This window comes from Turicibacter sp. HGF1 (assembly GCF_000191865.1).
Lineage (GTDB): Bacteria > Bacillota_I > Bacilli_A > MOL361 > Turicibacteraceae > Turicibacter > Turicibacter sanguinis.
The window spans coordinates 1-11,294 of the sequence record NZ_AEXQ01000120.1; the positions used below are offsets into that span (position 1 = coordinate 1).

General features: G+C 32.5%; 13 protein-coding genes. 10 read left to right on the forward strand and 3 right to left on the reverse strand.

Going from position 1 to position 11,294, the window contains the following annotated elements; genetic code table 11:
* Positions 1-238 precede the first annotated feature (238 nt).
* Both HMPREF9402_RS11980 and HMPREF9402_RS11985 read left to right on the forward strand, forming a co-directional pair.
* The gene (locus tag HMPREF9402_RS11980) at positions 239-733 is read left to right on the forward strand and encodes a CarD family transcriptional regulator (RefSeq protein WP_009607464.1); all 495 of its coding nucleotides are present in this window, start codon (positions 239-241) and stop codon (positions 731-733) included.
* Positions 734-981: 248 nt separating this feature from the next.
* The gene (locus tag HMPREF9402_RS11985) at positions 982-1,476 is read left to right on the forward strand and encodes a CarD family transcriptional regulator (RefSeq protein ID WP_006783860.1); all 495 of its coding nucleotides are present in this window, start codon (positions 982-984) and stop codon (positions 1,474-1,476) included.
* A 16-nt stretch (positions 1,477-1,492) separates the two neighbouring features.
* Here the strand turns inward: HMPREF9402_RS11985 and HMPREF9402_RS11990 are convergent, their stop codons facing one another.
* From HMPREF9402_RS11990 to HMPREF9402_RS12000, 3 genes are read right to left on the reverse strand one after another with little or no spacing between them, the layout of a single operon-like run.
* Positions 1,493-2,023, reverse strand: coding sequence for a VanZ family protein (locus HMPREF9402_RS11990; protein ID WP_006783859.1), 531 nt, complete (start codon positions 2,021-2,023; stop codon positions 1,493-1,495).
* 9 nt (positions 2,024-2,032) lie between these two features.
* Complete coding sequence (locus HMPREF9402_RS11995; protein ID WP_009607462.1) at positions 2,033-3,355, reverse strand: DUF4179 domain-containing protein; 1,323 nt, start codon at positions 3,353-3,355, stop codon at positions 2,033-2,035.
* Positions 3,345-3,866: an RNA polymerase sigma factor gene (locus HMPREF9402_RS12000; protein WP_425598133.1), complete on the reverse strand. Its 522-nt coding sequence runs from the start codon at positions 3,864-3,866 to the stop codon at positions 3,345-3,347. The genes HMPREF9402_RS11995 and HMPREF9402_RS12000 overlap by 11 nt, the downstream gene beginning before the upstream one ends.
* A gap of 176 nt (positions 3,867-4,042) precedes the next feature.
* Between HMPREF9402_RS12000 and HMPREF9402_RS12005 the strand changes: the two genes are divergently transcribed.
* The 8 genes from HMPREF9402_RS12005 (at position 4,043) to HMPREF9402_RS12040 (ending at position 11,227) form a co-directional block, all read left to right on the forward strand.
* On the forward strand, positions 4,043-4,807 hold the full coding sequence (locus HMPREF9402_RS12005; RefSeq protein ID WP_238526664.1) for a M15 family metallopeptidase: 765 nt from the start codon (positions 4,043-4,045) through the stop codon (positions 4,805-4,807).
* Positions 4,808-4,965: 158 nt separating this feature from the next.
* Positions 4,966-5,670, forward strand: coding sequence for a GntR family transcriptional regulator (locus HMPREF9402_RS12010; protein WP_006783855.1), 705 nt, complete (start codon positions 4,966-4,968; stop codon positions 5,668-5,670).
* 17 nt (positions 5,671-5,687) lie between these two features.
* Positions 5,688-6,635: an ROK family protein gene (locus HMPREF9402_RS12015; RefSeq protein WP_009607461.1), complete on the forward strand. Its 948-nt coding sequence runs from the start codon at positions 5,688-5,690 to the stop codon at positions 6,633-6,635.
* 224 nt (positions 6,636-6,859) lie between these two features.
* Positions 6,860-7,168 (forward strand): PTS sugar transporter subunit IIB, encoded by a 309-nt coding sequence (locus HMPREF9402_RS12020; protein WP_006783853.1) that lies wholly within the window; start codon positions 6,860-6,862, stop codon positions 7,166-7,168.
* A 37-nt stretch (positions 7,169-7,205) separates the two neighbouring features.
* The gene (celB, locus tag HMPREF9402_RS12025; protein ID WP_009607463.1) at positions 7,206-8,507 is read left to right on the forward strand and encodes a PTS cellobiose transporter subunit IIC; all 1,302 of its coding nucleotides are present in this window, start codon (positions 7,206-7,208) and stop codon (positions 8,505-8,507) included.
* Between the two features lie 89 nt (positions 8,508-8,596).
* Entirely contained in the window at positions 8,597-9,985 is a 1,389-nt protein-coding gene (locus HMPREF9402_RS12030) for a glycoside hydrolase family 1 protein (RefSeq protein WP_009607465.1), read from the forward strand.
* A 3-nt stretch (positions 9,986-9,988) separates the two neighbouring features.
* Positions 9,989-10,894, forward strand: coding sequence for an ROK family protein (locus tag HMPREF9402_RS12035; protein WP_006783850.1), 906 nt, complete (start codon positions 9,989-9,991; stop codon positions 10,892-10,894).
* Between the two features lie 15 nt (positions 10,895-10,909).
* Positions 10,910-11,227, forward strand: a complete 318-nt coding sequence (locus HMPREF9402_RS12040; RefSeq protein ID WP_006783849.1) for a PTS lactose/cellobiose transporter subunit IIA — start codon at positions 10,910-10,912, stop codon at positions 11,225-11,227.
* Positions 11,228-11,294 lie beyond the last annotated feature (67 nt).

Consider the following 11,294-nt stretch of genomic DNA (forward strand, 5'->3'; position numbering starts at 1 on the left):
TAGGGTTCATTTTTTATATGTTTAAGAAATTTATCTCGGCAGACATTTTTCGATTTAGGATGATAGTGTTTCTGTCAATTAAAGTCGAAAATGTATTGTTTGGATTGTGTTTGATGTCTAATGAAGTAGAAAAAGAGGAAGAGTAGAAAATTTATTGCTTACATCCAATTTTGAAAAACTGATAAAATAGAAGTGACATCATTACGAGATACAGTCAGAAAGGAAGACGTGATTAAAAATGTTTAGAATGAATGACTATATTATGTATGGGCTAACGGGAGTTTGTAAAGTGATTGGAATTGAAGAAGAAAAATTCTTAGATTATCCTCAGCAATCATTTTATGTATTAGAGCCTGTTTTTTCACCTCAAATGACGATTAAGATTCCAGTTTTAAATACGATTAAAAATATTAGACCTATTCACTCTACGGATGAAGTTAAAGAGTTAATTCAGAAAATACCTGATTTAGAGTTATTATGGATTTTTGATGAACGTGAACGAAACAATCTATTTCGTCAGATGTTACGAAATGCAAATTGTGATGAGTGGATTATTGTTATTAAAACCATTTATTCCTATAAATATTTAGATAACTATAAAGGAAAAAGATTAAATAAAAATGATGATGAAATTTTTAAAATAGCTGAAAAATTACTAAATGAAGAGTTTGGATTTGTTTTAAATATAAATCCAGATGATGTTCCCACTTATATTGGAGAATGTATTATTTAGAGTTTTCTATGAGAACAATTTATTAAATCATGTGACGTATAATAACTTTTTTTCCCTAGTAATTACGAAAATAGGCATTTTTTATAGAGCCAATGGTATATAATAGATAAGAGGTGCAATTTACTTTAGAAAACTTTTCTTACATTCTATTTTTTTTAAAGTAATGAAATAGCCAACTAAATACAGTCAAGTTCGGTTTTAAGAATGTTAAAGCAATGATAAGTTGTGAGAAAGGTGACGTGATTAAAATGTTCAGAATTGATGACTATATTGTATATGGATTAACAGGGGTATGTAAGGTAAAAGGAATTAAGGAAGAATGTTTTCTAAATTATCCGGCACAGTCCTTTTATATTTTAAGTCCTATTTCTTCACCGGAAATGACAATTAAAGTTTCTGTTGCGCACGGTAATGAGACTATCAGAATGGTTCATTCAAAGGATGAAGTAAATCAATTAATTCAAGGAATTCCTGATTTAGAATTATTATGGATAAAAGATGATCGAGAACGAAACCAGAAATTCCGATGTATGGTGAAGCAAGGAAATTGTAGTGACTTAATCACGATTGTCAAGACAATTTACTCATATCGAACTTTAGAAGATTTTAAAGGAACACGATTAAATAAAAGTGATGATGAAGTTTTTGAAATAGCCGAAAAGTTATTGAATGAAGAATTAGGATTTATCTTGGATTTAAATCCTGAAGAGATTCCTAATTATATTGAACAATATATTGCTTAAAAGAAAAAGCCGTTGATTAGTCAATGGCTTTTTTGATGAGTTTGATCAGAAGATATCCGAGTAAGGCTCCTATTATATTAGAAAGTAAATCATCGATATCAGCAAATCGTCCTCCAAAATATTGTAGAGTTTCTATTAGTAAGGATGTGCATCCAGCTAATAGTAGGAGTTGAAGTAATGTAGGTTTTCTTAGTAATAGTGAAACTAATATTCCAAATGGAACATATAGGGCAACATTTAAGAAAACTTGTTTTAAAACGTAAGGTCCGTACTCAAAAACTTCACGTAGTGTATTGAGGATTGGGATTAGGTTAGGTGTGGCATGAAAACTGAAGAAATAAGAAAGTCTAATGTTAAAAAGTCCAGTTAGATTAGCGAGGGCAATCAAATAACAACAAAATGTAAATTCGATAAGGCATCTTTTGAAGGTAAAGTATTGTCGTTTTTTAGTGAACCATAGGCAAAGAACGACAAGTAAGTAGAGTAGTGTTCCAAGTAGGAGACAGGGGATGAATAATCCGATAAAGGTATAAAAGATAGTTAGCATGATGTTCTCCTATTCTGGTAGGGGGATTATCGTGTCATTGATTTGGATAGCTTCAATATTTTCAAGCTTTAATAAGGTTGGATCAGAAAACTTTAATGTTGTTTCATCTTGAATGGTCATCGAAGTTCTTGAAGAAAGTGTTTTTCTAGCGCCATCTTTTAAAATTAAAGAAACTTGCCAATCTTCAGGTATTAATTCTCCTACGATATTTAACGTGATTCCAAGAGGAGAAATTTTTACTTCAGCCACTGTGGTGCTCCCTTGTTTAATATCTGTTTTTTGAGTAAACATCTCAGTTGTTGAGTCTAGTTTGAATTTCACATTCCAATTTCCTTCAGTATAAGTATCATTTGAAACAAAATCTCCGTGGAGATTGAAAGTGGAAAGTTCTTCTGGAGAGATTTCGAATATATATTCTGTCATGATACGCCCATATTCAGTTTCATTGTTTTCATTAACACCATAGCTAATGCTCCAACTTTTATTATTGACTCTACGATTAGATGAATCAGTGAAATAGAAATAACCATGATCATCGATGTTATCTTCTAGCCATCTTGTTTGGATATGAAGGCGATTATTGACATAACCAACATTTGTAATGGTTACGAAATCAAGACCTGGAATTTTAATGTCCATTTGATTAGGTTTTAACACTTGAATAGCTGTGTCATTCACTGTAATCAGACCACTACCACCTGAGGAATCATGCTCACCCAACGTGATAATTTCGGGAGTTGTGGATAACAGTTCATTCCAATCTAAAAGAACATCCATGTTATCATAGAATTTTTTATTGGTTAAGAATGATTGAATTCCAAAACGGATGCTTTTTCCGTTTAGGTGTTTTCCACCGTTACCTTGTAAGCGAAGGGTTGCTGTTTTTGTTTCCTTATTGTAATCAATGGTTTGTATATTTAAAATACTGACTCCATCAAGTGTGTAATTGTAAATGTCGAGTGTTTCATCTAAGATATCTCCGTTTAAATCTTGTAGTGTGAGGTAGATAACGACTTGTTCCTCATCATTTAACGCGCCTAATACTTCGAGTCTGATGTCATTATCTTCGCTCACTAAATTAATCGGTTGAAGGGCATCAATCATTTCAGAGCTGATAAGATAGACGAGCTTTTGAAAAGTTGGAGTTGAGGCAGCAACAGGAAGTGCTAAAAATAGACAAAGACAAGTGGCTAATGTCATTTTTAGTCCTTTAGAAAAAGGTGATTTTTGAGTCAGTCTTTGGTGAACCTTTTCGTGTAAGTTGTCGACCTTTGGTGTATCAATCTGCTCAAGTAATTGTCTTAGTTGTTGTTCTTGGGTATTAAATTTCATTCATCATCACGCTCCCATTTGGTAAAGTTTCAATTAATTGTTCAGATAACTTTTTCCTTGCACGTTCATATCGTTTACGAAGCGTGGCAGCGGGCAGATTGTAAATAACTTCAAGCTCTTTGTAGTCACGCTCCTCGATAATGCGGTTGAAAATTAACGCGCGCTCCATTGTGGATAACTTTGCTAATGCCTCTTTAACTTCTTCACTCATGTGATGATCATTTTCTTGCTTTGGGAGAAAGAAGAGAAGCTTTCGCTTTCTAAGAATATCCATGCAGTGATGATAAGCAATACGATAAAGCCAAGCAGATAATGAACTACCGCTCCTAAATTGATGCCTTTTTTGATAAGCTTTAACAAATGTCATTTGTACGACATCTTCAGCTTCATGATAATCACACAAAATATTGTGACAATATCTCATGAGATTTTGGCCATATAGGGTGATTGCTTCATTTAACTCGATTTCTCCCCCATCTGAGAATGAAGCATTTAATTGTTCATGAGTCACCATTCATTCCCCTTTCGTCATACGTTAAATTTAAGTGTAGCATTAAATGAATAAATTTTCTTTACAATCTTATAACGCTCAAAAGGTGATTTTTGTGACACGAATTTTTAAAAAGTTGAAATAAAGGTAAATAAATGGTCCATAATAAATCAATTAAAAAATTTGAATTGAGGTAGGTGATTAAATTGGCTTATCAATATTGTTCGAAAAAACAACTTAGACTCATGGTAATTTCAACTGTCTTATTTTTTGTAGTAGGATTAAGTGTTGTGAATTACTTTAATCATAAAAAGGAAGAATTACATGCCTTTGTGATGGGAAATTTCTATGAAAAAATTGTCTGGGTTAACAATCCAGAAAATTTAACGGTTTTAGTCAATAAGAATTATCGCTTATCTGATGAGTATGAACCAGATGATTTAGTGTTACTAGAAGTTCCTCTTTATAATAGGGATAGCACTAATGAGTCTAATTACTTACGAAAATCTGCAGCGGATGCACTGAAGCAAATGTTTATTGTCGCCAAATCATATGGTTATAATTTAACAGCCCGCAGTGGATATCGTTCATATGTAACTCAAGTTGCCTTATATGATCGATATGTTTTTACAGATGGTGGAGAAGCAGCTGATACCTATAGTGCAAGAGCCGGTCATAGTGAACATCAAACGGGACTCGCAGTTGATATTACATCGGATTCTGTTAATGAAGAGTTAACGGTTGAGTTTGGTGAAACAGAAGAAGGGAAATGGGTAGCTGAGAATGCACATCGATTTGGTTTTATTATTAGATATCCAGAGGATAAAACGTTATTAACGGGTTATCAATATGAACCCTGGCATTTACGCTATGTCGGAATTGATGCTGCGACTGAAATTTATGAGAATGGCTGGATTTTAGAGGAATATATTTTAGAAAATAATTTACTAGATTTATTATAAAACGAAAGCTGGATAAGTTTATCCAGCTTTTCGTTTTATAACAGATGAAATAGGATCTATATCATTTAATTTAAAAGTGTTTTCTGATTATAATTTGTAAACCTATATTTGATTTGTTATAATGTATTTAAGATATTTGAGGCAGAAGGTGTTATTTTATGAGTACAAAATATAAGCAAATAGTATCAGAACTTGAAGCGGATTTACTTTCGGGGAAGTATAATGAAGTGAAAAAATTACCTCGTGAAGAAGATTTAATTGAAAAATATCAGGTAAGTCGAACAACAATTAGAAAGGCCATTGCGATGCTTGTTAATAAAGGTTATGTTTACCAAGTGCAAGGTAGTGGTATTTTTATTAGAGAGGCTTCATTACAAGATTATGTGAGTTTAGAAAATTTAAAAGGACTTACGAGAGATTTTCCTGATAAAAAAATTGAAAGCAAATTAATAAATCTCATGGTCATTAATGCAGATGAAGATTTAGCTAAACAGATGAAGTGTGATGTTGGAACGGATATTTATTTCTTAGAACGATTAAGATATGTTAACGAGGAGCCATTTGCGGTTGAATATACTTATTTAAATAAAAATGTGATTCCTTATATGAGCGAAGAAATTGCTCATAGGTCTATTTATAGTTTTATTATCAATGATTTAAAATTGAGCATTGGATTTGCAGATAAGATTATTTATGCTGATAAGTTGGATAGTGAATCGGCACAGTTATTACAATTATCAGAAAATGATCCGACTTTAGTAATTGAAAATACAGTATTTTTAACGAATGGAACTGTATTTGAGGTATCTAAGGTCATTCATAATTATAAAAATACAAAATTATTAAAATTAGCTAATTTCTAATAGGGGTGTGTTTGAGAATGAAGTTTGTTGGAATTGATATCGGAGGAACAGGAATTAAAGCAGGAATCGTCAATGAATTTGGCGAAATTATAGTGAAAAGAGATTGTGTGACAGATTCTGAGGCTGGTTTTGATAAGGTTATGCAAGATATTTTTAATCTTGTCATGAGTTTATTAGATGAATCTCATTTAACGATGCAAGAAATAGGATCGATTGGTGTTGGAATTCCTAGTTTTATCAATCAAAAGGGTGAAGTAACATGTGTTAACCTTGGATGGCACCAGGTTAATATTGTGGATAAGCTAAAAGAAATGTTCCCAACTGTTAATACTTATGTTGAAAATGATGCAACAGTAGCAGCTATTGCAGAAAGTCATTTTGGAAGTATGAAAGGACATCCTATCGCTGTTATGCTAACACTTGGAACTGGTGTTGGTGGAGGAATTATTATTAATGGAATTCCATTTACAGGAGCTCATGGAATGGCCTCAGAAATTGGGCATGTTGTGATTGGAGAAAATTATTTTAATTGTAATTGTGGAAATAACGGGTGCTTTGAAACTTTCTGTTCAGCGACAGCTATTATTAAATATGCCCAACATTTATTAGCGGAAAATAAGAATACCTCAATTTATGCTAAATGTGAGGGGAAACTAGAGACTATTACAGCAAAAATGGTATTTGATGCTTATCGAGAGGAAGATAAAATAGCTAAACAAATTATTCAACGATTTAAGTCATATTTAGCTATTGGGATTGCGGGTATAATCAATACCCTTGATCCTCACATTATTGCAATTGGTGGAGGAGTTTCTAAATCAAGCGATATTATTTTGGATGGCTTAGACACTGAAATTAGAAAACATATTTTATATAAAAATGAAAAATTTGCAGATATCGTAGTTGCAACGCTTGGAAATGATGCGGGAATTATCGGTGCAGCTTTTTTAGGTGAAAAACGCTAGTTAAACTAGCGTTTTTTTTTATTTTTTAGAAGTAGTTCACAACAAAATATAAATATAGTTATAAGCCTATTTGGGTAAACTAAAGATGAAACAGCTTTATTTTTATAAAAAAACAAAAAGAAAACACTTGCAAAACAAAATGAAAGTGCTATAATATAGACATAAAACAAATAGGTAGGTACAAATATTAATCATAGCCACCTATCAAGGAGAGGAAGATAAATATGAAAATTTTATTAGCATGTTCATCAGGAATGTCAACTAGTCTTTTAGTAAACAAGATGAAAGAAGCTGCGCAAGCACAAGGAATTGAAGCTGAAATCTGGGCAGTTGGACAAAGTGAAGTAGATGCTGAAATGCAAAAAGCAGATGTTTTATTATTTGGTCCTCAAATGCGTTTCTTAAAATCTAAATATGCGCCAAAAGGGCAAGAATTAAATATCCCGGTTGAAGTTATTGCTCCAGTAAGTTATGGACGTTGCGATGGAAAAGCAGTTTTAAAACAAGCAATGGATTTAATTAATAATAAATAATAAACACCATCTGAAATAACTTATAGGGGGAAAGACTATGAATCTTTTTGAAAAAATTGAACAACCCATTATGGTTATAGGTGAAAAATTAAATAACAATAAGGCATTAAAAATTTTACGTGATGCATTCATGTTAGCATTTCCTATGACTATTTTTGGTTCAATTATGTTAATCATTGCTAACTTCCCGTATTTAAATAAATTATTGGGAGATACAGGATTAGCCGCTGTACAAAATGCGTTAATTCCAGCATCAACAGCGACAATGTCAATTGCAACAATCTTCATTTGTTTAGGTATTGGTTATTACTTTAGTAAAGAAGAAGACGTAGATCCTATTTTCGGTGCTGCAATTTCTTTAACAGCCTTCTTCTTATTAACACCATTTGATGCTCCAATTGGAGATACAGGTGAAATGTTAAATGGTGTATTCAATATTGATCGTCTTGGTGCGAAGGGAATGTTCGTTGGAATGTTCGGTTCATTCTTCGCTGCTTGGTTATATGCTAAAGTCGTTAAGAAAAACTGGATCATTAAAATGCCACCATCAGTACCGACAGCCGTTTCAAAATCATTTGCTGCTTTAATCCCTGCTGTTGTGACGTTATCTGTTTTCTTATTAATTCGTATTGGATTTACATTTACACCATGGGGAAATGTGCATGATTTCATTTATGAAATTATTCAAACACCTTTAACAAGTTTAGGTAAAGGATTGGCAGCGACTTTAATCGCAGTATTTGCCATTCAAGTTTTATGGTTCTTTGGATTACATGGACAAATTATTGTTAACTCAGTGATCGACCCAATTTGGAATACATTATCACTTGAAAACTTTAATGCATTCCAAGCGGGATTAGAGGTACCGAATGTTGTTACAAAACAATTCATGGAAACATTCACAGTTGGTTTAGGTGGAACAGGAATGACATTAATCGTATTAATTATGATTTTAGCATTCATGAAGAGCCGCCAGTTACGTGAAGTAGGTAAATTAGCATTACCAGCAGGAATCTTCAATGTTAATGAACCAACTATCTTTGGATTACCTATTGTATTAAATCCGATTATTGCAATTCCTTGGATTTTAGCGCCAATTATTGCAACATCAGTTGCTTACTTTGCAATGTCTAGTGGATTAGTTCCATCGACAACAGGTGTAGCTGTTCCTTGGACAACACCAGTATTTATCAGTGGAATGCTAGCAACAAACTCTTTACGTGGTGGATTATTACAAATCGTTCAAATGCTTATCGTGGGTGTCGTATGGTTCCCATTCTTAAAAGCATTAGATAAACGTAATGTTATAGAAGAAAAAAGCTTTGAAACAGAAGAATAAAAAATAAAAATCAATTAAGTCCTTAGTCTAAGATTAAGGATTTAATTGATTTAATTAGATTAAAATTGATAAGGAAGAGGAGTATTATTATGACTTTAAAATATGAATTTCCAAAAGGATTTTGGTGGGGAACTGCGACATCAGGACCACAAAGTGAAGGTAGTGCAGATGTTGATGGAAAGAGTAAAACAATTTGGGATCATTGGTTTGAAATTCAACCAGAACGTTTCCATAATGGTGTAGGACCAGAACATACATCAACATTCTATTCAAACTATAAAGAAGATATCAAATTATTAAAAGAAACAGGACACAATTCATTTAGAACATCTATTCAATGGGCACGTTTAATTCCAAATGGTGTAGGTGAAGTTAATCCAAAAGCAGTAGAATTCTATAATAATGTGATTGATGCCTTATTAGAAGAAGGAATCATGCCAATTATGAACTTATTCCATTTTGATATGCCAATGTGCATGCAAGAAATTGGTGGATGGGAAAGCCGTGAAGTAGTTGATGCTTATGCAGCATTTGCGAAAAAATGTTTTGAGTTATTTGGAGACCGTGTTAAACATTGGACAACATTCAATGAACCAATCGTACCAGTAGAAGGTGGATATTTATATGATTTCCACTATCCAAATGTAATCGATGGAAAACGTGCTGCACAAGTTGGATTTAATACAATGTTAGCAAGTGCGAAAGCTATTGAAGCGTATAAAGCTTTAGGACAAGATGGAAAAATCGGAATCGTCTTAAACTTAACGCCATCTTATCCACGTTCAACTGAAAATGCTGAAGATGTAAAAGCAGCTCATATTGCTGATTTATTCTTTAATCGTAGCTTCTTAGATCCTTCAGTAAAAGGTGAATTCCCAAGTGACTTAGTTGAGTTATTAAAAGAAAATGATGTATTACCAACTTACGAAGCAAATGATTTAGAAATCATTAAAAATAATACCATTGATTTCTTAGGTGTTAACTATTATCAACCACGTCGTATTAAAGCAAAAGAAACAGAAGTTAATAAAGATGTATTCATGCCAGACTGGTTCTTTGATAACTATGAAATGCCAGGTCGTAAAATGAATCCATACCGTGGATGGGAAATTTACGAAAAAGGAATCTATGATATCTGTATCAATTTAAGAGATAATTATGGAAATATTGAATTCTATATTTCAGAAAATGGAATGGGTGTCGAAGGAGAAGAACAATATATTAATGCTGAAGGTATTATTGAAGATGATTATCGTATCGAATTCATTAAAGATCATTTAGCATGGTTACATAAAGGCATTGAAGAAGGGGCTAACTGCCGTGGATACCATTTATGGACATTCATTGATTGCTGGTCTTGGACGAATTCTTACAAAAATCGCTATGGATTAATTGCATTAGATTTAGCAACACAAAAACGTACAATTAAGAAAAGTGGTCGTTGGTTTAAAGAATTATCAGAGCAAGGAGGATTCTAAATCTTGAAATCAATTGTTTGTTTTGATATCGGAGGAACCAATGTTAAATACGCCGTTTTAAGTATCGACAAACAAATTCTAGAGAAGAGTTACTTTAAAACAAATATTCATAATGGACAAGATGTTTTGAAGGAAATGTGCCGTGTCATTGAGGATTATAAAATGCGTTATGACATTATAGGTGTTACGATTAGTAGTCCTGGATTTGTAAATACAAAGTTAGGTGTGATCGAGTCAGGCAATATTATTGATGGATTCAATGGTCTAAACATAAAGAAATATTTTGAAGAAAAGTATAATCTTTTCGTAACAGTTGAAAATGATGCAAATTGTGCAACAATTGCGGAACATACACTCGGTAATGGAAAAGGATACGATAATATTGTTTGTTTAACAATTGGAACAGGTGTTGGCGGCGGAATTATTATTAATAATAAAATTTATAATGGAAATCGTTTTATGGCGGGAGAGTTTGGTTTCATGTTTATTCATGGAATCAAATCTTCAATGCCAGAAAATGATATCTTAAGTAACTATGCATCAACTCGAGCGTTAATTGAGAAAACAGTAAATGAGTTAGGTGAAGAAATTGATGGAGTTGAACTTTTCAAACGCGCAGCGCTTGGAAATGAAATATGCCAACATAACATTGATAAGTTTTATGATAGTTTAGCAATGGCGATTTATAATATTTGTTATATTCTAAATCCAGATAAAGTTTTAATTGGTGGTGCAATTTCTCAACAAGATGGATTGATTAAAGAAATTACGAAAAGGGTTAGCTCCTACACACCAAGTTTCTCATCAGATTTAACAGACTATGTGAAAATTGATCGATGTAAGTTTTTAAATGATGCTGGATTAATGGGAAGCTATTGCAATTTTATTACACAATATAAATTAGATTAGATAGGAGAAAGAGATATGAATGCAGAAGAAATTTTAGAAGTTTGTTTTCAAATTATTATGTATGCAGGGAATGCACGTAGCATGGCCATGGAATCTATTTCATTAGCTAAAGAAGCAAAATTTGAAGAAGCAAAAGAATTATTAGCGGAAGCTCGTGCTGAAGTGAATAAAGCTCATCGTTTCCAAACAAATTTAATTCAAGCTGAAGCAAATGGTTCAAAAAATGAAATTTCAGTTTTATTAATTCACTCACAAGACCATTTAATGAACGGAATGACAGTTTTAGATATGGCAGAAGAATTCATTAATTTATATGAATTAGTGAAAAAATAAGTTATAACTAAAGGGAGATAAAAATCTCCCTTTTGAAACTCTAATGGGAGCTAGGAGGATGAAGAAA

Coding starts and splice junctions, on each gene's coding strand:
- HMPREF9402_RS11980 (WP_009607464.1), top strand. CDS start 239: ATGTTTAGAATGAATGACTATATTATGTATGGGCTAACGGGAGTTTGT.
- HMPREF9402_RS11985 (WP_006783860.1), top strand. CDS start 982: ATGTTCAGAATTGATGACTATATTGTATATGGATTAACAGGGGTATGT.
- HMPREF9402_RS11990 (WP_006783859.1), bottom strand. CDS start 2,023: ATGCTAACTATCTTTTATACCTTTATCGGATTATTCATCCCCTGTCTC.
- HMPREF9402_RS11995 (WP_009607462.1), bottom strand. CDS start 3,355: ATGAAATTTAATACCCAAGAACAACAACTAAGACAATTACTTGAGCAG.
- HMPREF9402_RS12010 (WP_006783855.1), top strand. CDS start 4,966: ATGAGTACAAAATATAAGCAAATAGTATCAGAACTTGAAGCGGATTTA.
- HMPREF9402_RS12015 (WP_009607461.1), top strand. CDS start 5,688: ATGAAGTTTGTTGGAATTGATATCGGAGGAACAGGAATTAAAGCAGGA.
- HMPREF9402_RS12020 (WP_006783853.1), top strand. CDS start 6,860: ATGAAAATTTTATTAGCATGTTCATCAGGAATGTCAACTAGTCTTTTA.
- celB (WP_009607463.1), top strand. CDS start 7,206: ATGAATCTTTTTGAAAAAATTGAACAACCCATTATGGTTATAGGTGAA.
- HMPREF9402_RS12030 (WP_009607465.1), top strand. CDS start 8,597: ATGACTTTAAAATATGAATTTCCAAAAGGATTTTGGTGGGGAACTGCG.
- HMPREF9402_RS12040 (WP_006783849.1), top strand. CDS start 10,910: ATGAATGCAGAAGAAATTTTAGAAGTTTGTTTTCAAATTATTATGTAT.